Source organism: Tenacibaculum aquaeponti (assembly GCF_057221555.1).
In genome coordinates this window covers 1,406,848-1,430,055 of the sequence record NZ_CM170147.1, presented here as the reverse complement: position 1 = coordinate 1,430,055, position 23,208 = coordinate 1,406,848, and the positions used below count along the sequence as shown (strand labels likewise).

Annotated in this window: 22 protein-coding genes and 2 tRNA genes; 22 read left to right on the top strand and 2 right to left on the bottom strand. The window is 29.6% G+C overall.

What is annotated here, in order from left to right:
* Positions 1-163: 163 nt before the first annotated feature.
* Positions 164-1,375, top strand: coding sequence for a sensor histidine kinase (locus AC2TEO_RS06190; RefSeq protein ID WP_442267275.1), 1,212 nt, complete (start codon positions 164-166; stop codon positions 1,373-1,375).
* Between the two features lie 20 nt (positions 1,376-1,395).
* On the opposite strand, the gene AC2TEO_RS06185 is transcribed toward AC2TEO_RS06190, so the two are convergent.
* Positions 1,396-2,244, bottom strand: a complete 849-nt coding sequence (locus AC2TEO_RS06185; protein WP_442267274.1) for a hypothetical protein — start codon at positions 2,242-2,244, stop codon at positions 1,396-1,398.
* A gap of 80 nt (positions 2,245-2,324) precedes the next feature.
* A complete protein-coding gene (locus AC2TEO_RS06180; protein WP_442267273.1) occupies positions 2,325-3,467 on the bottom strand; it encodes an acyl-CoA dehydrogenase in 1,143 nt (380 codons plus the stop codon).
* A 94-nt stretch (positions 3,468-3,561) separates the two neighbouring features.
* Here AC2TEO_RS06180 and AC2TEO_RS06175 point away from each other — a divergent pair, with 94 nt between their 5' ends.
* The 21 genes from AC2TEO_RS06175 to AC2TEO_RS06075 all read left to right on the top strand — a co-directional run bounded on the left by AC2TEO_RS06175 (position 3,562) and on the right by AC2TEO_RS06075 (position 23,205).
* Entirely contained in the window at positions 3,562-4,623 is a 1,062-nt protein-coding gene (locus AC2TEO_RS06175) for an anhydro-N-acetylmuramic acid kinase (protein WP_442267272.1), read from the top strand.
* Positions 4,624-4,940: 317 nt separating this feature from the next.
* Complete coding sequence (locus AC2TEO_RS06170; RefSeq protein WP_442267271.1) at positions 4,941-6,167, top strand: Glu/Leu/Phe/Val dehydrogenase dimerization domain-containing protein; 1,227 nt, start codon at positions 4,941-4,943, stop codon at positions 6,165-6,167.
* A gap of 16 nt (positions 6,168-6,183) precedes the next feature.
* Entirely contained in the window at positions 6,184-7,653 is a 1,470-nt protein-coding gene (gene nhaB, locus AC2TEO_RS06165) for a sodium/proton antiporter NhaB (RefSeq protein ID WP_442267270.1), read from the top strand.
* A gap of 265 nt (positions 7,654-7,918) precedes the next feature.
* A complete protein-coding gene (locus tag AC2TEO_RS06160) occupies positions 7,919-9,022 on the top strand; it encodes a ParA family protein (RefSeq protein ID WP_442267269.1) in 1,104 nt (367 codons plus the stop codon).
* 231 nt (positions 9,023-9,253) lie between these two features.
* Positions 9,254-9,943 (top strand): MotA/TolQ/ExbB proton channel family protein, encoded by a 690-nt coding sequence (locus tag AC2TEO_RS06155; RefSeq protein WP_442267268.1) that lies wholly within the window; start codon positions 9,254-9,256, stop codon positions 9,941-9,943.
* Positions 9,943-10,335, top strand: a complete 393-nt coding sequence (locus tag AC2TEO_RS06150) for an ExbD/TolR family protein (protein ID WP_299675134.1) — start codon at positions 9,943-9,945, stop codon at positions 10,333-10,335. The genes AC2TEO_RS06155 and AC2TEO_RS06150 overlap by 1 nt, the downstream gene beginning before the upstream one ends.
* A complete protein-coding gene (locus tag AC2TEO_RS06145) occupies positions 10,336-11,184 on the top strand; it encodes an energy transducer TonB family protein (protein WP_442267267.1) in 849 nt (282 codons plus the stop codon).
* A 12-nt stretch (positions 11,185-11,196) separates the two neighbouring features.
* Positions 11,197-12,408, top strand: a complete 1,212-nt coding sequence (locus AC2TEO_RS06140; RefSeq protein ID WP_442267266.1) for a bifunctional folylpolyglutamate synthase/dihydrofolate synthase — start codon at positions 11,197-11,199, stop codon at positions 12,406-12,408.
* Positions 12,409-12,477: 69 nt separating this feature from the next.
* Positions 12,478-12,552: transfer RNA gene (locus tag AC2TEO_RS06135), tRNA-Val, on the top strand.
* Between the two features lie 19 nt (positions 12,553-12,571).
* Positions 12,572-12,646 (top strand) — tRNA-Val (locus AC2TEO_RS06130).
* A 104-nt stretch (positions 12,647-12,750) separates the two neighbouring features.
* Positions 12,751-13,335, top strand: a complete 585-nt coding sequence (locus AC2TEO_RS06125; protein ID WP_442267265.1) for an acyltransferase — start codon at positions 12,751-12,753, stop codon at positions 13,333-13,335.
* A 20-nt stretch (positions 13,336-13,355) separates the two neighbouring features.
* Complete coding sequence (locus AC2TEO_RS06120) at positions 13,356-14,294, top strand: Gfo/Idh/MocA family oxidoreductase (protein ID WP_442267264.1); 939 nt, start codon at positions 13,356-13,358, stop codon at positions 14,292-14,294.
* Between the two features lie 22 nt (positions 14,295-14,316).
* The gene (locus AC2TEO_RS06115) at positions 14,317-15,309 is read left to right on the top strand and encodes an SDR family oxidoreductase (protein ID WP_442267263.1); all 993 of its coding nucleotides are present in this window, start codon (positions 14,317-14,319) and stop codon (positions 15,307-15,309) included.
* A 4-nt stretch (positions 15,310-15,313) separates the two neighbouring features.
* Positions 15,314-16,597, top strand: coding sequence for a nucleotide sugar dehydrogenase (locus tag AC2TEO_RS06110; protein ID WP_442267262.1), 1,284 nt, complete (start codon positions 15,314-15,316; stop codon positions 16,595-16,597).
* Positions 16,598-16,696: 99 nt separating this feature from the next.
* The gene (locus AC2TEO_RS06105) at positions 16,697-17,128 is read left to right on the top strand and encodes an adenylyltransferase/cytidyltransferase family protein (protein WP_299714660.1); all 432 of its coding nucleotides are present in this window, start codon (positions 16,697-16,699) and stop codon (positions 17,126-17,128) included.
* A gap of 3 nt (positions 17,129-17,131) precedes the next feature.
* Entirely contained in the window at positions 17,132-18,454 is a 1,323-nt protein-coding gene (locus AC2TEO_RS06100) for a UDP-glucose dehydrogenase family protein (protein ID WP_442267261.1), read from the top strand.
* A 22-nt stretch (positions 18,455-18,476) separates the two neighbouring features.
* The gene (gene rfbB, locus AC2TEO_RS06095) at positions 18,477-19,526 is read left to right on the top strand and encodes a dTDP-glucose 4,6-dehydratase (RefSeq protein ID WP_442267260.1); all 1,050 of its coding nucleotides are present in this window, start codon (positions 18,477-18,479) and stop codon (positions 19,524-19,526) included.
* A 5-nt stretch (positions 19,527-19,531) separates the two neighbouring features.
* Positions 19,532-20,080 (top strand): dTDP-4-dehydrorhamnose 3,5-epimerase, encoded by a 549-nt coding sequence (rfbC, locus tag AC2TEO_RS06090; RefSeq protein WP_442267259.1) that lies wholly within the window; start codon positions 19,532-19,534, stop codon positions 20,078-20,080.
* Complete coding sequence (gene rfbD, locus AC2TEO_RS06085; RefSeq protein ID WP_442267258.1) at positions 20,061-20,927, top strand: dTDP-4-dehydrorhamnose reductase; 867 nt, start codon at positions 20,061-20,063, stop codon at positions 20,925-20,927. The genes rfbC and rfbD overlap by 20 nt, the downstream gene beginning before the upstream one ends.
* A gap of 1 nt (position 20,928) precedes the next feature.
* Entirely contained in the window at positions 20,929-21,786 is an 858-nt protein-coding gene (gene rfbA, locus AC2TEO_RS06080; RefSeq protein ID WP_442267257.1) for a glucose-1-phosphate thymidylyltransferase RfbA, read from the top strand.
* Between the two features lie 168 nt (positions 21,787-21,954).
* Positions 21,955-23,205 (top strand): hypothetical protein, encoded by a 1,251-nt coding sequence (locus tag AC2TEO_RS06075; protein WP_442267256.1) that lies wholly within the window; start codon positions 21,955-21,957, stop codon positions 23,203-23,205.
* Positions 23,206-23,208 lie beyond the last annotated feature (3 nt).

The window sequence follows — 23,208 nt, the reverse complement described above, 5'->3', positions numbered from 1 at the left end:
TGAATCAAGGGTAAAACACTGAATATTATATTCTTCACTTTTATTTTTGAAATTATTATGTTATATTTAAGGTGTATGGCCTTAGGAGTAAATAAAGATTTATAAAATCTATTAATTTAAATATGATAAATGTATCATTATTTACCCCCGTTAAATTTACTTTATGCAAACAGCAAGTATTCCTAAGAATGAAGAAGAAAGAATACAGAGGTTAAAAAGCTATAGTATTCTAGATACGCTTCCAGAAGAAGATTACGATAATATAACTAAAATAGCTGCAGAAATTTGTAATACTCCTATAGCTTTAGTTTCTTTAGTTGATCCAGAAAGACAATGGTTTAAATCAGCATATGGTATTGATGCTACAGAAACTCCAAGAGAATATGCATTTTGTTCTCATACGATTCTAGATCCTGATGAATTGTTTATTGTACCCGATGCTACAAAAGATATACGTTTTAGAGATAACCCGTTAACACTTAGTGAGCCTAATGTAGTATTTTATGCAGGTGCTCCTTTAAAAACAAAAGACGGCTTTGCCCTTGGAACTTTATGTGTTATAGATAGTGAGCCTCGAATGTCACTCACAGAAGGACAAAAAGAATCTTTAAAAGCATTATCTCAACAAGTAATGAGTTTGTTAGAATTAAGAAAGCAAAATTTAAAATTACAAGAAGCAAATAATGAAATTTCAAGGTTAAATAACGAATTAAACCAATTTACACATAGATTAACGCATGATTTAAAAACTCCCGTTCGTGGTATTAATTCATTAGCTCTATTTATAAAAGAAGATATAAAAGATTCAAAAGAAAACTTAAAAACGATAGAGTTTTTAGATCTTATCTCTTCCAGAGCAACGTATATGGAATCTATGATTAATCAATTATTACTTTATTCTAAGGTTACAAATACAGATGTTTATTTAGAAAAATTTAATTTAAAAATACTTTTAAATGATGTTATAAAAAATTGTGATCTTCAAAATAAATTGACAGTTAATTTAGAAGAATTAGATGAAGAAATTTATCACTCTAAAATTTGCTTTATTCAAATTTTTCAAAATTTATTAACGAATTCATACAAGTTTAATGATAAAGAGATGTGTGAAGTGTTTTTGAGTTATAATAAAAAAGATAATATTTTAGAGTTTGTTTATGAAGATAACGGACCTGGGATTCCTGAAAAATACTATAATAAAGTTTTTTTAATGTTCGAAACTTTAGGAGAAACTAATTTTAAAAATACAGGAATTGGTTTAGCTACGATAAAATCAATAATAACTAGGTTAAATGGTACTATTAATTTAAGTAAAAGGAAAGATAACAAACAAGGTGTTCGGTTTACATTTTCAATACCTAAAATGAATTCATAGAAAATTAAAATAGAATTACCTTAAGAGTAAATATTATTTATTTTGTGAAGGATTTCTTTACGCATATCTTTTGTGTCGATAACTTCTGTTTTACTGTATGAATCAAGAATTTTATCTTCTAAATTATAAAAGAAAATTTCATGAGTAAATGTTAAGTTGTTACATTTTTTAGGGCAAAACTCACCATTAGCAAAATTATTTTCAATTTGCTTCCAATTAGCATGATTATCGGAAGAAAAGTTTTCAGAAATTTTTAAAAATTCTACAATAATAAATTCATTGGTTATTTCATGACGCATAAAGTGTTCTTTATGTAAAACATATTTTGATTTTGAAAATATTTTCTTTAAAACCTTTTTGGAAATAGACGTTTTACCGAGGTTAAAATAATAACCAGATTCTATATGAAGACCATAATTAAAATGAACTTTTATTATGTCATCTAAAATGTATTTGTAAAATCTATTATCAGATTCACAAATTAGTTTTATAGTATAAGTAAAGTCTTCTTGATCTTCTTCATTCGGAATTTGTTTTACGAGTAGATTACCATCTTTTTTTATAGAATTAATTATTTCATCTCTATTAATAACATTTTCAAAAGCATAGTTTTTATCTACTTCATAAAAAATTGTTTTAGTATTAGCACTGGAATCACTTTTTATATAATCTTCATATTCATTAAATAGTTTTATTTGATTTAAAATTGAGTTCGGGTAATAAACTTCAAATTTATTCAAATCATTTTGTTGAATTTCTATTTGATATCCTCTCTTAAATTCTTTAGATTCTCTATTCTTATATCTAAAATTATCTTGTTTTTCAATATCAAAAATTATTCGACCATTCCAATTTGGGGTTAACTTCATTTGAGATCGTTTTATTATCTAAAATAAAAAAAACCTGTTCATTTTGAACAGGTTTTTTCAGGTAAATTTATGTAGAAATATTATTCTTTGATTAAACTTCTAGATATTACAATCTTTTGAATTTCAGAAGTTCCTTCGTAAATCTGAGTAATTTTTGCATCACGCATTAAACGTTCAACGTGATATTCTTTTACAAATCCATTTCCACCATGAATTTGTACAGCTTCAACAGTTTGCTCCATGGCAACTTTAGAAGCATATAATTTAGCCATAGCTCCAGAGCGAGTATAATCGTTTCCGTTATCTTTATCACAAGCAGCTTGCATTACTAAATGACGTGCAGCTGTAATTTCAGTATACATATCAGCTAATTTAAAAGCAATAGCTTGATGGTTGCAAATTTCAGTACCAAAAGCTTTACGTTCTTTAGAATACTTTAAAGCTAGTTCATAAGCTCCAGCAGCAATACCTAATGCTTGAGAAGCAATTCCGATACGACCACCAGATAATGTTTTCATAGCAAATTTAAAACCAAAACCATCTTCACCGATTCTATTTTCCTTTGGAACTTTAACATCGTTAAATTGTAATGTATGAGTATCAGAACCACGGATTCCTAGTTTGTCTTCTTTGGGACCAATATGGAATCCTTCCATCCCTTTTTCAACGATAAAAGCATTAATACCTCTGTGTCCTTTTGCCCTATCTGTTTGAGCAATTACTAAATATACATCAGAACGTCCACCATTAGTAATCCAGTTTTTAGTCCCATTTAATAAATAATAATCACCTTTGTCTTCAGCAGTTGTTGCTTGTGAAGTTGCATCAGATCCTGCTTCAGGTTCACTTAAACAAAAAGCACCGATTTGTTCACCAGTTGCTAGTTTTGTTAAGTATTTTTGTTTTTGTTCTTCAGTACCGTAAGCTTCTAAACCATAACAAACAAGTGAATTATTAACAGAAACCATTACAGAAGCAGAAGCATCTATTTTAGATAATTCTTCCATAATTAATACATAAGAAATAGTATCCATTCCACTACCTCCGTATTTTGGATCAACCATTACTCCCATAAAGCCAAGTTCACCCATTTTTCTCACTAGTTCATCAGGAAATTGTTGTTTTTCATCTCTTTCAATAACACCTGGTAATAATTCATTTTGAGCAAAATCACGAGCTGCGTCTCGAATCATTAAATGCTCCTCTGTAAGATTAAAATCCATACTAAATCGTTATAGTTATATTAAATTTGTATAAAACGAGCCCAAAGATACCTTTTTAATATTATTTTTTCAATAGCTTTTATATTTTTACCTTATGCAGAATGAGTTTAGATACGCAATAGGATTAATGTCGGGGACTTCCTTAGACGGTTTGGATTTAGTTTACGTGAAATTCAACAACTTCGACTACAAAGATTTTAAAATTATACATGCTGAAACTAAGGCATACAATACTAATTTGAAATCTATTTTGTCAAATGCTATAACATTAAATAAAGATGAACTCCAAGAAGTTAATGATGATTATGGAGTTTATTTAGGGAAATGTGTAAATGATTTTATAGAAAAGTTTAATATTGAAACTGTAGATTTTATAGCTTCTCACGGTCATACAGTTTTTCATCAACCAGATAAGGGGATAACATTACAGATTGGTAATGGTGAAAAAATAGCCGAAGAAACTAATAAACAGGTCGTTTATGATTTTAGAACACAAGATGTTAATCTAGGAGGACAAGGTGCTCCTTTAGTTCCTATTGGAGATAAATTACTATTTGAGGAATATGATTTTTGTGTGAACTTAGGTGGTTTTGCAAATGTTTCTTTTGAGAATGATAAAGAAAGAATAGCTTTTGATATTTGTCCTGTTAATATCGTGCTTAATTTTTATGTAAGAAAATTAGGTTTCGAGTATGATGATAATGGTATAATTGCATCTAAAGGTAATATAAACTTAGATTTATTGAATAAACTAAATGCTCTAGATTTTTATAAAAAAGTACCACCAAAATCTTTAGGTTTAGAATGGGTTCAAGAAAAAGTTTTTCCGCTAATCAATGATTTAGAAAAAGATATTCCTACAATTTTAAAAACATTTGTAAGACATAGTGCGATGCAAATAAGTAAAGTTATTAAGAATTCTAAAAGAGTGTTGATAACAGGCGGAGGTGTTTACAATACTTTTCTAATTCAAGAAATTGAAAATATCACACAAACAAAAATTCATTTAGTTTCAAAAAACTTGATTGAATATAAGGAGGCACTCATTTTTGCTTTTTTAGGTTTATTAAAGTTAAACGGAGAAGTAAATTGTTTAAAATCAGTAACTGGTGCTAATAGAGATCATTCGTCAGGCGTTATTTACAAAAATGAGTAAACTTTTTACACTCTAAAAAAAATGTTAAAAGAAAAAGAAACTACGGAAACTTTTTTTGTATCAAAAGTTTCTTTGCTAAATTGCTACGATCTTCAAATACCATTATATATTTTATAGAAAGTGTTAATAACTAGAAGATTTTTATAAATAATGTGTGGGTATTTGTGCTATAAAAAATCTATTTTTTTGGTAAGTTTGCGAGATAAGTTAAACTAATTTTTTAAAAAGAATACAATGACACAACTTTAGCTTACATGATTTAATAATAAAAACAAAAGAAATTTCAACAAACAACAATCTTATTAATTATTTAAATCATGAAAGAATTATTAAAAAAATACGAAGAAAAGCAACCAGAAGTAGTTTTTAATTGGAAAGATCCAGAAACAGAAGCAGAAGGATGGACGGTAATAAACTCTTTAAGAGGAGGAGCAGCTGGTGGAGGTACTAGAATGCGACAAGGATTAGATAAATACGAAGTGATGTCACTTGCTAAAACTATGGAAGTGAAATTTACGGTTTCTGGTCCTTCTATTGGAGGAGCAAAATCTGGTATAAACTTCGATCCTAGAGATCCTAGAAAAGAAGGTGTGTTAAGAAGATGGTACAAAGCTGTAGCACCCTTATTAAAGAATTATTATGGAACAGGAGGAGATTTAAATGTAGATGAAATTCACGAGGTAATTCCAATTACTGAAGATTGTGGTGTTTGGCATCCACAAGAAGGAGTTTTCAACGGGCATTTTAAACCAACAGAAGCGGATAAAATAAATAGAATAGGTCAACTACGTCACGGTGTAATTAAAGTTATAGAGAGCGAAGATTTTTCTCCTAATATAACTAAGAAATATACGGTGGCTGATATGATTACAGGTTACGGTGTTGCTGAAGCAGTTAAGCATTACTATGATATTTATGGTGGAGATGTAAAGGGGAAAAGAGCAGTAGTTCAAGGATTTGGTAACGTTGGATCTGCTGCTGCATATTATTTAGCCCAAATGGGAGCTAAAGTAGTAGGTATTATTGATAGAGTTGGTGGAGTAATTAATGAAGAAGGGTTTACGTTTGAAGAAATTAAAGAGTTATTCTTGAATAAAGATGGAAATACTTTAGTAGCTGAAAATATGATTCCATTTGAAGAAATGAATGCTAGAGTGTGGAATTTACCTTGTGAGATTTTTGCTCCTTGTGCTGCTTCAAGATTAATTACTCAAAAACAAATTGATCAAATGATTAATACTGGTTTAGAAGTTATTTCATGTGGTGCAAATGTTCCGTTTGCAGATAAAGAAATTTTCTTCGGACCAATAATGGAGAATACAGATAAAAAAGTAAGTTTAATTCCAGATTTTATTTCAAACTGTGGAATGGCAAGAGTGTTTGCTTACTTTATGGAAAAAAGAGTTGCAATGAATGATGAATCAATTTTTAATGATACATCAGAAATTATAAAAAATGCTTTAGTAAAAGCACATGCTAATAATCCCTCTAAAACAAATATTAGCGAAACGGCGTTTGAAATCGCCCTAAAGGAATTAATTTAATCAAATAAGTACAATTATGTTAAAATACTTTTTAGGAAATAGTCCAAAATGGTTTAAAATGACCATGATTGGTTTTATAGTTTTTAATATCTTTTCCTATTTCGTTCTTGGTAAAACAATCACAGCTTGGTTATTTATAGGTGAGTTTATTTTTACATTAGCAATGGCATTAAAATGTTATCCTCTACAATCAGGAGGTTTGTTAGCTATAGAAGCTATAGCGTTGGGGTTAACAACACCTAAAAATGCTTACCATGAAGTAGATCAAAATTTAGAGGTAGTTCTACTTTTAGTGTTTATGGTAGCTGGGATTTATTTTATGAAACCTTTATTAATGTATATTTTTAGTAAAGTGTTTACTAAAATTAAATCAAAACTTATTCTATCACTTTTATTTGTTTTCCTAGCAGCAGTATTATCTGCGTTTTTAGATGCATTGACAGTTACTGCTGTTTTAATAAGTGTGGCAGTAGGTTTTTATGGTGTTTATCATAGAATATCATCAAGTTCTGCAGATCATGATAAAGATGGAATTTTAGATCGTAAAGAATTAAGTGGAGATACATTAGAGCAATTTAGAAGTTTCCTAAGAAGTTTAATTATGCATGGGGTTGTTGGTACAGCTCTTGGTGGGGTTTGTACTTTAGTTGGTGAGCCTCAAAATTTATTAATAGGGGAAAGATTAGGATGGGATTTTATAGATTTTTTCTTACAAATGGCACCTATAACAATTCCTGTATTACTAGCAGGCTTATTAACTACAGTTGTACTTGAAACCACAGGTTGGTTTGGTTTTGGAGCTAAATTACCAGAAGTAGCTGCCGAAATTATTGAAAATTATACTATAGAAGAAGATAATAAAAGAACTGATGGCGAAAAGTACGGTTTAATTGTACAAGGAGTTTCTGCAATTTTGTTAATAGCAGGTTTGGCTTTACATATTGCGCCAGTAGGTTTTATTGGTTTAGCATTAATTATTGTTCAAACTGCCTTTATGGGTATTATTGATGAGCATAAATTAGGACATGCTTTTGAAGAAGCTTTACCTTTTACAGGTTTATTGGTGGTATTCTTTGTAATTGTAGCAATGATTCACGATCAGCATTTATTTAGTCCTATTATTGCTTGGGCTCTTAAGCAAGATCCTGCATCTCAACCAGGATTATTTTACATTGCTAATGGGTTTTTATCTGCAATTAGTGATAATGTTTTCGTAGCAACAGTATATATTGGAGAAGTAGAAAATGCCTTTAAAAGTGGTGCAATCACTAGAGAACATTTTGAAAAATTAGCTGTAGCAATTAATACAGGAACAAATTTACCAAGTGTAGCTACTCCAAACGGACAAGCAGCTTTCTTATTCTTATTAACATCTTCTTTAGCGCCGTTGATTAATTTATCTTACGGGAAGATGGTGAAAATGGCACTTCCTTATACTATTGTTTTAGGTGTATTAGGTTATGTTTTAGTAAAAGTTATGCTGTAAGAAAATATAGTATTCTTTATAGAAAATCCTGAATTTTTAAAATTCAGGATTTTTTTTAGCTTTATAAGATATAATCCTTTAAATACGTTTTTAGTTAAAAATGAATTGTTTACTGTTATTTTTTTTATGAGTGATGGTAGGTTTTGTTTTATAAAGTGCTTCCCTTTTTAACTCTTCAAAACTGATGTAGAAAATCTCATTTTGTTGAATGCTATATAAAATTCTATTTCTTTTTAGCTTAGTTTTTTTAGATCAAGAACTCAACATGGGAAAAATAATTTCTATTTGTAACCAAAAAGGAGGCGTAGGGAAAACTACAACTTGTGTTAATTTGTCTGCGGCACTTGGTGTCTTAGAAAAGAAAGTTCTGATAATTGACACAGATCCTCAAGCTAATGCTTCTGTATCTTTTGGTTTTGGAGCAGATCAACTTAATAATTCAGCTCTCGAGTATATGGATTTTACATCAGTTATTAAAAATAACATCATAAAAACAAATGCTCCAAATGTTTGTTTATTTCCTTTTTTCGAAGATTTAAATTTTTTTGAGAAGCCTTCCGTAGTATCAAAATTTCAAAAAGCATTACATAAAATAAAATATTCTTATGATTATATTCTAATTGATTGTGTTCCTTTTTTTAAAGCGAAAAATTTAGAAATATTAGCTGCTTCAGATGCTGTTCTTATTCCTGTTCAATGTGATTATTATGCATTAGAAGGTTTACACAAGTTTTTGAAAACTGTACGTTTTGTACAAAAGAAAATGAATGAAAAGTTACATGTAGAAGGTTTTCTACTTACAATGTATGATAAACGATTAAATCTTTCTAATAAAGTTGTTGATTATGTGCGTAGTTATTTTAAAGATCTTGTTTTTAATACGTTGATAGAGCGTAATTCTAAAATTACTCAAGCGCCAAGTTTTGGTCAAAGTGTTATTGAATTTGATGTTGCTTGTGTTGGAGCGCAATGTTATTTACAGTTAGCTAGTGAAATTTTAGTAAGAAATAAAGATGTTAAAGAAGAGGTAGTAATAAATCATGAAGTAGAAACAACATTTAATTCAAGAACGTTTGGTGGTGTTTCTTCCGAAGAAACTAGAGGTGATGTTTTATATGAGAAAATTTTAGATAATTTTAAAAATTCCTCTGAATACCAATCATTTTCTTTTTTTAATAATTTTGATGATTTACTAAGTCTGAGTAAGAAAACCGTTGAAAATATTATGGGTTCATGTTATAAAAATCACTTTGGTAATACTTGGGTGTATAAGATTAATAACTCGAATTTTTTTAAGAAGAAGTTTCTTCATATCCATTTCGATAACGGAATTGTATCTAACTATACAACGAAATGGTTTAGCCGTTAAATTTTTAATTTCATTGTAAAAGACAACTTATTATTCAATCTATAATGAATATATTTGTTTATGTTGTACATAAGGTGGTATGACTTAAATAAAGTGGATTTTGGAAGTGTAACGTTGTTGTTATTTTTCTTTTAAAAAGTTAAAAAAAAGATAATACGTTTAATTTTAAAATCCTATGTTGAAATTTTCAAGCAAACAATTCGTTTAAATATTTAAAAGTAAGAATAGTATATGTTATTATTTATTCAGGAAACTGCTGAGCAAGTATTAGAAGAAGCATCACAAGAAAAAACATTATCAATTATTCAGTTAATAAAAGATGGAGGATTAGGAGGTCAGATTATAATCGCTATTCTTTTTGTCTTGTTAGGAGTTGCACTTTACATTTATTTTGAACGTTTTTTTGCTATAAAATCTGCTTCTAAAGAAGATAGTAATTTCATGAATCAGATTAGAGATTTTGTTTTAAATGGGAATCTAGATTCTGCTAAAGCATTATGCGAAAGTACAAACACGCCATCTTCTAGATTGGTTGGGAAAGGAATTTCTAGAATAGGAAAACCTTTAGATGATATCAATACAGCAATAGAAAATGCAGGTAAGTTAGAAGTATATAAATTAGAAAAAAATGTATCTGTATTAGCAACAATTGCTGGTGCAGCACCTATGATAGGTTTTTTAGGAACTGTAATAGGGATGATTGTAGCGATTCACGAGATTGCAAATTCAGGAGGTCAGATAGACATTAAAATGTTATCAGATGGTTTATATACAGCCATGACAACTACAGTAGCAGGTTTAATAGTTGGTATTGTGGCTTATATAGCATATAATCATTTGGTTGTAAGAACAGATAAAGTGGTGTACCAAATGGAGGCTAAGTCTGTAGAGTTTTTAGATTTATTAAATGAGCCAGTGTAATGAATTTAAGAGGGAGAAATAAAGTAAATCCGAACTTTAATATGTCTTCAATGACAGACATAGTTTTTCTACTGTTAATATTTTTTATGTTAACGTCTACATTAGTAACTGTAAGTGCTATAGATGTATTATTGCCAAAAGCAGGTGGAAAAACAGAGAACCAAACTTCAGTAGCAGTTACCATTACAAAAGATTCAGATTTTTATATAGATAAATCAAAAGTTTCTTCAAACAGTTTGGAGCAAGAATTGTTAAATAAAGTAGGTGTAAATAAAGAAAAAACAGTTGTAATCAGAGGAGATCAAAATGTTCCATATAAAAATGTAATGCAGGTAATTGATATTGCAAACAGGAATAAATTGAAGATGATCTTAGCTGTTAAAGGAAGATAAATGCAAGTATTTGATACAATACATAAAAGAAAGTCTGCTATAATTACAGCAATACTTTTACTATTAATACTTCTAATGATGTATGGTTTTGGTATGCGCTATATGGATCCTCCTGTTGAATATGGAGTTTCTATTAATTATGGAGATTCTAAGGTTGGAAGTGGAGAACTTGTTGAAAAAGTAAAAGCTACGCAACCTAAAGCCGAAGAAGTTCAAGAGGAAGAGGTTGAAGAGCAAATCGAAAAAGTTGAAGAGCAACCTAAAGAAGAAGTCGCTGAAGAGGTAATAACAGATGATACAACTAAAGAAGACGTTCCTGTTGTAGAAAAAAATGAAGAAAAAAAGGAACCTGTTAAAGAAGTTAAGGAGGTTAAAGAAGAAAAACCTAAAGAGAAGCCAAAACCAAAACCATCTAAAGCTGCAACAGATGCTTTAAATAGTTTATTAAAAGGAAGTTCACCAGATGGAGAAGTGAAAAAAGGAGAAGGGGATGATGCTCAAACTGGAGTAAAAGGTGATAAAAAAGGTGATCCTGATTCTAATAAATATTATGGAGAAGCTGGAGGAGGTTCTGGAGGTAATTATAATTTAGCAGGAAGAAAAGCTTTGTCTAAACCCGTGCAAAAACCAGATTGTGAAGAAGAAGGTACTGTAGTGGTAAGTATAGAGGTTAATAAAGATGGAAGTGTAATTAAAGCTTCACCTGGAGCAAGAGGAACAACTAATTCTGCTCCATGTTTATTTAAAGCGGCTAAAGAAGCAGCGTTAAAAACTAAATGGAACCCTGATGGGAATGCTCCAAATAAACAAAGAGGAACCATTATTTACAAATTCTCATTATCAAAGTAGTCTATAATTAATATGACATATCAAGAAACGGTTAATTGGATGTTTAACCAATTACCGATGTATCAGAGTCAGGGAAAAACTGCCTACAAAGAAGATTTATCTAACATTATTAAATTGTCTAATCATTTAGGTAATCCAGAAAATAAGTTTAAGTCGATTCATGTAGGAGGAACTAATGGAAAAGGCTCTACGAGTCATATGATTGCTTCAATTTTACAGGAAGCGGGTTATAAAGTTGGATTATACACTTCTCCTCATTTAAAAAGTTTTACTGAAAGAATTAGAATTAATGGGAAAGAGATTCAAGAAGATAATGTTGTCGATTTTATAACAAAGAACAAAAGTTTTTTTGAAGAAAATCACTTGTCTTTTTTTGAAATGACAGTAGGAATGGCTTTCGAATATTTTTCTAAAGAAAATGTTGATATCGCTGTTATTGAAGTTGGGCTAGGTGGACGTTTAGATTCTACAAATATCATAACTCCTGAAGTTTCTGTAATCACCAATATAGGATTAGATCATGTACAGATTTTAGGAGATACAGTTCAGAAAATAGCTGTAGAGAAAGCAGGAATCATTAAAAAAGGAATTCCTGTAGTTATTGGAGAGCGAGATGAAGATACAGAAAGCATTTTTAAAAATAAAGCACAAGAGTTATCTTCTGAAATTGTATTTGCTTCAGATAATAAAGGAATTAGTTTTGAAACCGATTTACTAGGGTCATATCAACAGAAAAATATAAAAACAGCAGTTACAGCAATTACTAAACTTTCTAGTTTTAGAGTAAATGAAGAACATATACAAAAAGGGTTAAGTAATGTAGTTTGTAACACAAATCTAAAAGGAAGATGGCAGATTTTACAAGAATCTCCAAAAGTAATTTGTGATACTGCACATAATAAAGAAGGTCTTCAATATGTGTTAAAACAACTTCAAGAAGAAGATTATGAAACATTACATATTGTTTTAGGAGTTGTTTCAGATAAAAATTTAGAAGAGATTTTACCAATGTTTCCTACTCAAGCAACATATTATTTTTGTAAACCAAATATTCCAAGAGGACTTTCAGAAAAAAAATTAAGTGAAGAAGCAAAAAAATATAATTTAGAAGGAAATGTTTTTGATTCTGTTCAAAAGGCTTACAATGAGTCTCTTATTTTGTCTTCAGTTAAAGATTTGATATATGTAGGCGGAAGTACTTTTACTGTGGCAGAAATTTTATAGTAAAAAAATGAAAAAAAATATTGCTATTATGAAAAACAGTGTTATATTTGCACCCGCAATAACGATTTAGGGCGCGTAGCTCAGTTGGTTCAGAGCACTTGGTTTACACCCAAGGGGTCAGGGGTTCGAATCCCTTCGCGCCCACAAAACTTAAAAGTTATTAGGGCGAATAGCTCAGTTGGTTCAGAGCACTTGGTTTACACCCAAGGGGTCGGGGGTTCGAATCCCTCTTCGCCCACAAACAAAACCTCAATCTATATAGATTGAGGTTTTTTGTTTTCTTACCCTGAATTAAATATGCTTTTTGTAGGTTTGTTAATTCAAACAAACGGTTTTAATTTTTTGAAAAATCCAATAAATTATTTTGCTCATGAAACTGCTGTAATTGATCAGGGTTCTCAGATAGGAAAGGGGACTAAGATTTGGCATTTCTCACATATTATGTCTGATAGTAAAATCGGAGAGTTTTGTAATTTAGGGCAAAATGTAGTTGTTTCACCAAAAGTGATTCTAGGAAATAATGTAAAAGTTCAAAATAACGTTTCTATATATACAGGTGTTGTTTGTGAAGATGATGTTTTTCTAGGGCCTTCCATGGTTTTTACAAATGTGATTAACCCAAGGAGTTCAATAAATAGAAAATTAGAGTTTAAAAAAACGTTAGTCAAAAAAGGAGCGACAATTGGTGCGAATGCTACAATAATTTGTGGAAACACTATAGGAGAATATGCATTTGTTGGTGCTGGAACCGTTGTAACAAAAAATATAAAACCTTTTGCTTTGGTTATAGGTAATCCTTCGGTTCAGACAGGTTGGGTAAGTGAATATGGCCATAAGTTAAATTTTAATAATGAAGGTATGGCTGTTTGTAAAGAAAGTGGTCAATTGTATAGATTGATTAATGAAAATGTCGAGAAGGTAAATTAATATTTGCGAATAGAAGCTAAATGAAAAACTTTGCAGTTATAGGTGTTGCTGGTTATATTGCAGAAAGGCATTTAAGAGCAATTAAAGATACAGGAAATAATCTAATAGCGTCATTAGATAAAAATGATAGTGTCGGTATTTTAGATAGTTATTTTCCTAAATCAAGTTTTTTTGTTGAGTTTGAAAGGTTTGATCGTTACATAGAAAAGTTAAAGAGACAAGAAAACGTTCAGTTGGATTATGTGAGTGTTTGTACTCCGAATTATCTTCATGATTCGCATATTAGAATGGCTTTGAGAAGAGGAGCAGATGCTATATGTGAAAAACCTTTGGTATTAAACCCTTGGAATATTGATGCTTTAGAGGCTATTGAGGCTGAGGGTGAGAATAGTATTAATGCTGTTTTGCAATTAAGATTACATTCGAGTGTAATAGCGCTTAAGGATAAAATTATAAGTCAAAAAAAGACGAGTAAATACGAAATAGATCTAACTTATATAACTTCTAGAGGAAATTGGTATGGAATTTCTTGGAAAGGAGATGAAAGTAAATCAGGAGGGATAATTACCAATATCGGAATACATTTTTTTGATATGTTAACTTGGATTTTTGGTAAAGAGCAAGAAAGTGATGTGTATTTAAGAGAGTTTAATAAAGCTAGTGGTTATTTGGAACTCGAAAATGCAAGGGTAAGATGGTTTTTGTCTATTGATGAATGTGATTTGCCAAATGAAATCATTACATCAGGGAAGAGAACTTATAGGTCCATTGTAGTTGATGGAGAGGAACTTGAGTTTAGTGATGGATTTACAGATCTTCATACTAAAACATATCAGGAGATTTTAAGCGGGAAAGGATTTTCTTTACAAGAAGCTAGAGCTTCAATAGAAACCGTTTATAATATCAGAAATACGAAAATTATAAATAAAGGATTTAAACATCCTTATTTGTGTAAATAAAGAGAATTAAATTAATATAGTTTTGGAAATAAATTCAAGTACAATTCAAAATAAAAAAATATTAGTTACTGGCGGAGCAGGTTTTATAGGTTCTAACTTATGTGATAAACTTATTCAATTAGATAACGAAGTGGTTTGTCTAGATAATTTTGCAACAGGTAAAAAAAGTAATATAGAGCACTTATTAAATCATCCTAAATTTACGCTCATAGAAGGAGATATTCGAAATTTAGAAGATTGTAATAAAGCTGTAAAAGGAGTTGATTATGTTTTACATCAAGCGGCTTTAGGTTCGGTTCCAAGATCGATAAAAGATCCTATTACTTCTAATGATGTGAATGTTGGAGGTTTTTTGAATATGTTAGTAGCTTCTAGAGATGCAGGTGTTAAGCGTTTTGTTTATGCAGCTAGTTCATCCACTTACGGTGATTCTGAAGCTTTGCCTAAAGTTGAAGATAAAATTGGTAAACCATTATCTCCTTATGCGATCACAAAATATGTGAATGAATTGTATGCTGATGTTTTTTCAAAAACATATGGTATAGAAACTATTGGGTTAAGGTACTTTAATGTCTTCGGAAGAAGGCAAGATCCTAATGGGGCTTATGCTGCTGTAATTCCTAAGTTTGTTAAATTATTGATGGATAATGAGTCTCCAGTTATTAATGGTGATGGTACTTACTCTAGAGATTTTACTTATATTGATAACGTCATAGAAGCAAATCTTTTATCTCTAGTTGCAAATAAAGAAGAAGCTGTAAATACAGTTTATAATGTAGCCTTTGGAGAAAGAAATACATTACTTGATCTTGTTGGGTATTTAAAAGAATATTTGTCAGTTTTTGATAAGTCAATTGAGAAGATAGAAGTAAAACATGGTCCTAACAGACAAGGAGATATTCCTCATTCTTTGGCAAATATAGATAAAGGTAGAGAGTTGTTAGGTTATGATCCAAAATTCTCGCTTCAAGAGGGGTTAAAAGAATCTGTAAAATGGTATTGGGAAAATTTATAAAGTAATGAGTCAACCAAAAATAGGAATTATAGGATTAGGATATGTAGGTTTACCTTTGGCTAGGTTATTCGCTACTAAATATTCAGTTGTTGGATTTGATATAAATAAAGAAAGAATAGCGGAATTAAAATCGGGTGTGGATTCAACTTTAGAAGTCGATAACGAGGTGTTGAATTCTGTTATAGTTGATGAGAATACTAGTTCAAAAGGTTTGTATTGTTCTTTTGATATAAATGATTTAAAAGATTGTACCATTTTTGTTGTAACAGTACCTACACCAACAGATAAAAATAATCGTCCAGTTTTAACACCTTTAATAAAAGCTAGTGAAACAGTTGGTGGAGTTTTAAAGAAAGACGATATAGTAATTTATGAGTCTACAGTTTATCCAGGAGCTACAGAGGAAGATTGTGTGCCTGTTTTAGAGAAAGTTTCCGGTATGAAATTCAATCAAGATTTCTTTGTTGGATATTCACCTGAAAGAATAAATCCTGGGGATAAATTACATACGGTAGATAAGATTTTAAAAGTAACTTCTGGATCAACTCCTGAAATTGGAAAAGTAGTAGATGATCTTTATAAATCAGTAATTTCTGCTGGAACACATTTAGCTCCAACAATTAAAGTAGCAGAAGCAGCAAAGGTAATAGAGAATTCTCAAAGGGATATAAATATTGCTTTTGTTAATGAGTTGGCTAAAATCTTTAATTTAATGGGGATAAACACTCATGATGTACTAGAAGCTGCAGGGACAAAGTGGAATTTTTTACCTTTTAAACCTGGGTTAGTAGGAGGGCATTGCATTGGTGTAGATCCATATTATTTAGCGCAAAAGGCACAAGAATTTGGTTATCATCCTGAGATTATTTTGGCAGGAAGAAGATTAAATGATAGCATGGGGCAGTATGTAGCGTCAGAGGTTATAAAACTAATGATTGGTAACGATTTAAGAATTAAAGATGCTAAAGTTTTAATTCTAGGAGTTACGTTTAAAGAAAACTGTCCAGACGTTAGAAATACTAAAGTGGTAGATGTAGTTCGTGCTTTAAAAGAATATGGGTTAAATGTAGATATTTATGATCCTTGGGCAAATGAAGAAGAAGTGTTTTTAGAATATGGATTAAAATCAACGCAAGAAATTCCAAAAGAAAAATATGATGCTATAATCTTAGCAGTAGCTCATAAGGAATTTATGAATGTTGATTTAAGTATTTTAAAGAAAGATAAAGCAGTTGTTTATGATGTAAAAAATACTTTAGGGGTACATTTAAAAGATAAAACACTTTAAATTATTTGCTTATAGATGAATTAATCGTTAATTAAGAGCAAAAAGGCTTTTCAAAATAAATTAACTTAATATATTTGTTTATTAAAAGAAACAGAAATTATGAAAGTAGGTATAACTTTTAGTGCCTTTGATTTGCTACATGCAGGTCATATAAAAATGTTAGAAGAAGCTAAACGTCAGTGCGATTACCTAATCTGTGGACTTCAAACAGATCCTACATTAGATAGACCTGAGAAAAATAAACCTGTACAATCTGTAGTAGAGAGGTATATTCAATTAAGAGGGTGTAAATATGTAGATGAGATTGTACCTTATGCTACAGAACAAGATTTAGAAGATGTTTTAAGGTCTTTTCATATTGATGTTCGAATTATAGGAGATGAATATGCAAGTAAAATGTTTACGGGAAGAGATTATTGTGAAAAAAAAGGAATTAAATTATATTTTAATAAAAGAGAGCATAGATTTTCTAGTAGTGGCTTAAGAAAAGAAGTGGCTGAAAAGGAGAGTTTAAAAGCTAAGGATAAATAATATATGAATATTGCTGTTATAGGTACAGGTTATGTTGGATTAGTTTCTGGAACCTGTTTTTCTGAAATGGGTAACAAGGTTACCTGTGTAGATATAGATCAAAATAAAATTAATAACCTTCATAAAGGTATAATACCAATTTACGAACCAGGTTTAGAAAAAATGGTTCTTAAAAACGTAGATAAAAAGACACTGTTCTTTACTACAAATTTAGAGGAGTCAATTAAAGATGCAGAAGTGGTTTTTATTGCTGTTGGTACTCCAATGGGAGATGATGGTTCTGCCGATTTACAATATGTTTTGTCAGTAGCAAAAGAAATAGGAGAGAAAATGACAAAATCTCTTATTGTAGTTGATAAATCTACAGTTCCTGTTGGTACTGCTGATAAGGTTAAAGAAACGATAGTAAAAGAGTTAGATAAAAGAGGTTTAGATATAAGTTTCGATGTCGTTTCAAATCCAGAATTCTTAAAAGAAGGAGATGCGATCAATGATTTTATGAAACCAGATCGTGTTGTTATAGGGGCAGAATCGGATAAAGCCTTTAAGAAAATGAAGGAATTGTATAGTCCTTTTTTTAGAACACATGATCGTTTTGTAACTATGGATGTTCGCTCTGCTGAAATGACAAAGTATGCAGCGAATGCAATGTTGGCAACTAAGATTTCATTTATGAATGAAATGGCAAATATTTGTGAAAGAGTAGGTGCTGATGTTGATAATGTTAGATTAGGTATAGGATCAGATTCTAGAATCGGATATAGTTTTATTTACCCAGGTTGCGGTTATGGAGGGTCTTGTTTTCCTAAAGATGTAAAGGCGTTAAAGAAAATAGCAGAAGAACACAATTATAGAGCTCAACTTATAGAGTCTGTTGAGGAAGTTAATAATAGGCAAAAGTTTGTTATAGCTGAAAAAATTGTAAAGCGTCACGGAGAAGATTTAACAGGAAAAACGTTTGCTATATGGGGACTTTCTTTTAAACCGGGAACAGACGATATGCGTGAAGCTCCTTCAATATACGTGATAAAAGAATTAGTGAAAAGAGGAGCTAAGGTTAAAACTTACGATCCTAAAGCAATGGAAGAAGCTCAGCATTTTTACTTAAAAGGGGTGGAAAATGTTGAGTATTTTGATAAAAAATATGATGTTTTAAATAATGCTGAATCTTTAATTTTATTAACTGAATGGAAAGAGTTTAGATCTCCTGATTTTGAGGAAATAAAAAAAGAATTAAATCAGCCAATTATTTTTGATGGAAGAAATCAGTATATGGCTTATAATCTAGAAGAAAAAGGCTTTGAGTATTTTAGAATAGGGAAGTAATTCGTTTCAAAACAACCAGAAAATGAAAAAAGTATTAATTACAGGAGGGGCAGGTTTTATTGGTTCTCATGTAGTGAGGTTGTTAGTTAATAAATATGAAAATTATCATATTTTCAATCTTGATGCACTAACTTATGCTGGTAATTTAGAGAATTTAAAAGATATAGAAGATAAACCTAATTATACTTTTATAAAAGAGAATTTAATAAATGAGAATGCTATAAATGAACTCTTTAAATTGTATGAATTTGATGGAGTAATTCATTTAGCTGCAGAATCACATGTAGATCGCTCTATTCTTGATCCTTTATCTTTTGCAAAAACTAATATTTTAGGAACATTAAATTTACTTAATGCTTTTAAAAATACTCATCAAGCAGATTTTGTAGGTAAAAGATTTTACCATATAAGTACAGACGAAGTTTATGGGGCTTTAGGCGATGAAGGTTTTTTTACGGAAGAAACTTCATATAGCCCAAATTCTCCATATTCAGCATCAAAAGCAAGTTCAGATCATTTCGTAAGAGCTTATGGAGAAACTTATAAATTACCATTTGTAATCACTAATTGTTCTAATAATTATGGGCCTAATCATTTTCCTGAAAAATTAATACCACTATGTATTAATAATATTATCAATAAAAAAAGTTTACCTATTTATGGAGATGGAAAATTTACTAGAGATTGGTTATATGTAATTGATCATGCAAGAGCTATAGATTTAGTTTTTCATGAAGGAAAAAATGCTGAAACATATAATATAGGAGGTTTTAATGAATGGAAAAATATCGATCTTGTAAAAGAATTGTGTAAGCAAATGGATGAAGTTCTAGGAAGAGATGAAGGAGAAAGTGAGAAATTAATAACATTTGTTAAAGACAGACCAGGACATGATTTAAGGTATGCTATAGATGCTTCAAAAATAAATAAAGAATTAGGTTGGAAACCATCAGTTACTTTTAAAGAAGGTTTGGCCAAAACTATTGCATGGTATATGGATAATCAACAATGGTTAAATAATATTACATCTGGAGATTACCAAGAATATTATAAAGCTCAATATAGAAAATAAATACTATGAAGATAGAGGAAACTCACTTGAAAGGTTGTTATATAATAGAACCCAAAAAGTTTGAAGATGATAGAGGTTATTTTTTTGAAAGTTTTAACAATAAAATATTTAAAGATGTAACTAACCTAGATGTTAATTTTGTTCAAGACAATCAATCCTTTTCATATAAAGGAGTAGTAAGAGGATTACATGCACAGAAAGGAGAAAACGCTCAAGCAAAATTAGTAAGGGTTTTGAAAGGAGAAGTAATTGATGTAGCAGTTGATGCTAGACCAAATTCTTCAACTTTTGGTCAACATGTAGCAGTTAAATTATCTGCAGAAAATAATTTGCAACTTTTTGTTCCTAGAGGCTTTTTGCACGGGTTTTCTGTTCTTTCTGAAGAGGCAGTGTTTTTTTATAAATGTGATAATTATTATAACAAAGAATCTGAGCAAGGTGTTAGATATGATGATCCTTTTTTAAATATTAATTGGGGGGTAAACAAAGAAAATATAAAGGTATCAGACAAAGATTTAATTTTGCCTAATTTTAATGAGATCTTCAGAAAATAAAATACTTGTAACGGGTAGTAATGGACAGTTAGGTTCAGAATTGAGAGATTTAGAGAAAGAGTTTAATAACTTTGAATTTGTATTTGTAAATAGAAGTTTAATGCCTCTAAATGATTCATATTCAGTATTGAAGGTGTTAAGTAAAGAAAAGCCAAACTACATAATTAACGCTGCAGCTTACACAGCAGTTGACAAAGCTGAAGATGAAAAAGAGATTGCGTTTTTAATAAATGATAAAGCTGTAGATACTATTAGTAAGTGGTGTGCATTAAATAAATCTCGATTAATTCATATTTCAACAGATTATGTTTTTGATGGGACAAGCAGTTTGCCAGTCAAGGAAGACGATATAACAAACCCAATTAATACTTATGGAGCTTCAAAACTAGCAGGAGAGAAAAAGGTAATACAGAACTGTAATGAGTATATGATTTTTAGAACATCTTGGGTTTATTCTCGTTATGGGAATAATTTTGTAAAAACAATGTGCAAACTTATGGAGAGTAGAGATGAAATTTCTGTAGTTTCAGATCAAATAGGAAGTTCGACATATGCAAAAGATTTAGCTGAAATTATTTTACAAATTATAGCATTTAAAAAATGGAAGTCAGGAATTTATAATTATTCTAATGAAGGACAAATATCTTGGTATGATTTTGCTGTTGAAATACAGAAAATTATGAAATTCGATTGTAAAGTGAATAAGATTTTAACTAAAGATTTCCCAGCTAAAGCTAAGCGTCCTAGTTTTTCTTTATTAAACAAAAACAAAATTAAAGAAACATTTGATATTGAAATACCAAACTGGGGTGATAGTTTGAGAAAAATGCTTAATAAAAACATATAAAATGAAAGGAATAATTTTAGCAGGAGGTTCAGGAACAAGGCTTCACCCTTTAACTTTAGTTATAAGCAAACAGTTAATGCCTATTTATGACAAACCCATGATATATTATCCTTTGTCTACATTAATGTTGGCAGGAATTAAAGAGATTTTAATAATTTCAACGCCACATGATCTACCTCATTTTGAAAGATTATTAGGAGATGGTAGTAAAATAGGATGTAAATTTTCATATGCAGTTCAAGAAAAACCAAATGGTTTAGCTCAAGCATTTGTTATTGGCGAAGAGTTTATAGGTGATGATAAAGTAGCTTTGATATTAGGCGATAATATTTTTTATGGAAGTGGAATGTCTAAATTACTTCAGAATTCTACAAAAGAAAAAGGAGGTGTTATTTTTGCATATCAAGTTCATGATCCTGAAAGATATGGAGTGGTAGAATTTGATGATGATAATAATGTGATTTCGATTGAAGAGAAACCAGAGAATCCGAAATCGAATTATGCAGTTCCAGGATTGTATTTTTATGATAATGATGTAGTAGAAATAGCAAAGAATATAATGCCTTCAGCTCGAGGTGAATATGAAATTACAGATATTAATAAAGAGTATTTAAAGAGAGACAAGTTAAAAGTAGGAGTGTTCGACAGAGGAACAGCCTGGTTAGATACAGGAACTTTCACTTCGTTAATGCAAGCAGGTCAATTTGTTCAAGTTATTGAAGAAAGACAAGGATTAAAGATAGGTGTAATTGAAGAAGTAGCTTATAGAATGGGATATATTACCAAAGAACAATTAAATGAAATTGCTGAACCCTTATGTAAAAGTGGATATGGGAGTTATTTAAAAAGAATAAAATGATAGTAATTATTCAAATAATATTCATGCAATAGAGAAAGAGGGAAAATTTATGAGGATAAATAAAATAGAAGAATATTCACAACAGAAATTACATAAAATTAAAGCGATTAGAAGTAATCAGTTTTATGTAAAAACAATTTTAAATAAAGCTTATTAATAAAAATAAAGATGTCATTATTAAAGAATAAAGCTTTAGGTTTAATTTTAGTCCAAGTTACGTCTAAAATTTTTGGAATTTTAAGAGAGATAATTATGGCTAATTTTTTTGGTAGTTCTGTTATTTTTGCAGATTATTTGAAATTAATGAGCTACAGTCAGATTATTTCTATCTTTTATTCTGAAGGAGGGTTAAGTGCGAATTTAATGAGGAAATTTTCCATAATAAATAAAAGGGATTACTCTTTTAAAGAAATTAAGAAACAGGGATTGTATCTTTCATTTATTATATTCGCTGCTGTTTTAATAATTCAGTTTTTAGCCCAAAAATATATTATTAAATCAGATTATGATTTTAATTTAATCATTCTTCTTTGTGCAATAACATCTGGTATAGTTTTCTTTTTTAACATAGGTCAAATTGTTTTAGTTTCTAAAGCAGAATACAAATATTTATATAGATCAACTTTCTTTAGGTCATTTACTTACTTAGTGTTATTATATCCTTTAATTTTTGTCTTTAATATTTTAGGAGCAGTTTTAGATAGATTATTTTCTGTGTTAACTCAATATTTTAACACTTGGTTGATTATTAATAAAATAGAAAAAAATAAGGAAAGGAAATCTAAGTTAAAATTATCAGCTTTAGATTTTAATATTTGGATTTTCTTAACTAATAATAATATTTTTCTATTATACACTCTTTTTAGGGTTTTATATTCTTTCTTTCCTGGAAAAGAAATAATTTATCTTACATATGGATTTATTCTTTCTTTAGCATTTGATGGAGTAATAATAAAGTCTTTATCTTTATATATTTTAGAACGATCAGTTAATAGTACGATTAACTTAATTAATGTTTTGAAAAAAATAACAATGATTGGTTTAGCTTCTTTATTAGCAATAATATTTTTAGCCCGACCAATAATAGATATTGTTTTTAATTTAAATAAGAAATTTTCAGAAGTTGATGTAAATAATATTCATTATTATTTAATAGTTATATTTATTCTAGTATTTTTTAATGGATTATTAAATTTACTTTTTCAAAGAGTTTTTTCTGAAAAAAGAAATACTCAATTTTTTTATTCAAAAAGATATGTTATTTCAATCTTAACCTCAATAATTATCACTTCGTTTATCTCATTTGTATTTACTTTTGACTTTTTTTCAAATTTACTTTACCCTTTGTCAATTATGGTTTTTGGAATAGTACTGGTGAATATATATTTTATGAATAAGTTAATAAAGTTGATTAGATAATGT

What these genes read in the sequence shown, in the direction of transcription:
- AC2TEO_RS06170 (WP_442267271.1), top strand. Translation starts at nt 4,941, where the DNA reads ATGAAAGAATTATTAAAAAAATACGAAGAAAAGCAACCAGAAGTAGTT.
- AC2TEO_RS06150 (WP_299675134.1), top strand. Translation starts at nt 9,943, where the DNA reads ATGAATTTAAGAGGGAGAAATAAAGTAAATCCGAACTTTAATATGTCT.
- AC2TEO_RS06105 (WP_299714660.1), top strand. Translation starts at nt 16,697, where the DNA reads ATGAAAGTAGGTATAACTTTTAGTGCCTTTGATTTGCTACATGCAGGT.
- rfbC (WP_442267259.1), top strand. Translation starts at nt 19,532, where the DNA reads ATGAAGATAGAGGAAACTCACTTGAAAGGTTGTTATATAATAGAACCC.
- AC2TEO_RS06100 (WP_442267261.1), top strand. Translation starts at nt 17,132, where the DNA reads ATGAATATTGCTGTTATAGGTACAGGTTATGTTGGATTAGTTTCTGGA.
- AC2TEO_RS06155 (WP_442267268.1), top strand. Translation starts at nt 9,254, where the DNA reads ATGTTATTATTTATTCAGGAAACTGCTGAGCAAGTATTAGAAGAAGCA.
- rfbD (WP_442267258.1), top strand. Translation starts at nt 20,061, where the DNA reads ATGAGATCTTCAGAAAATAAAATACTTGTAACGGGTAGTAATGGACAG.
- nhaB (WP_442267270.1), top strand. Translation starts at nt 6,184, where the DNA reads ATGTTAAAATACTTTTTAGGAAATAGTCCAAAATGGTTTAAAATGACC.
- AC2TEO_RS06110 (WP_442267262.1), top strand. Translation starts at nt 15,314, where the DNA reads ATGAGTCAACCAAAAATAGGAATTATAGGATTAGGATATGTAGGTTTA.
- AC2TEO_RS06180 (WP_442267273.1), bottom strand. Translation starts at nt 3,467, where the DNA reads ATGGATTTTAATCTTACAGAGGAGCATTTAATGATTCGAGACGCAGCT.
- AC2TEO_RS06145 (WP_442267267.1), top strand. Translation starts at nt 10,336, where the DNA reads ATGCAAGTATTTGATACAATACATAAAAGAAAGTCTGCTATAATTACA.
- AC2TEO_RS06190 (WP_442267275.1), top strand. Translation starts at nt 164, where the DNA reads ATGCAAACAGCAAGTATTCCTAAGAATGAAGAAGAAAGAATACAGAGG.
- AC2TEO_RS06075 (WP_442267256.1), top strand. Translation starts at nt 21,955, where the DNA reads ATGTCATTATTAAAGAATAAAGCTTTAGGTTTAATTTTAGTCCAAGTT.
- AC2TEO_RS06185 (WP_442267274.1), bottom strand. Translation starts at nt 2,244, where the DNA reads ATGAAGTTAACCCCAAATTGGAATGGTCGAATAATTTTTGATATTGAA.
- rfbB (WP_442267260.1), top strand. Translation starts at nt 18,477, where the DNA reads ATGAAAAAAGTATTAATTACAGGAGGGGCAGGTTTTATTGGTTCTCAT.
- AC2TEO_RS06140 (WP_442267266.1), top strand. Translation starts at nt 11,197, where the DNA reads ATGACATATCAAGAAACGGTTAATTGGATGTTTAACCAATTACCGATG.
- AC2TEO_RS06175 (WP_442267272.1), top strand. Translation starts at nt 3,562, where the DNA reads ATGCAGAATGAGTTTAGATACGCAATAGGATTAATGTCGGGGACTTCC.
- AC2TEO_RS06160 (WP_442267269.1), top strand. Translation starts at nt 7,919, where the DNA reads ATGGGAAAAATAATTTCTATTTGTAACCAAAAAGGAGGCGTAGGGAAA.
- AC2TEO_RS06120 (WP_442267264.1), top strand. Translation starts at nt 13,356, where the DNA reads ATGAAAAACTTTGCAGTTATAGGTGTTGCTGGTTATATTGCAGAAAGG.
- rfbA (WP_442267257.1), top strand. Translation starts at nt 20,929, where the DNA reads ATGAAAGGAATAATTTTAGCAGGAGGTTCAGGAACAAGGCTTCACCCT.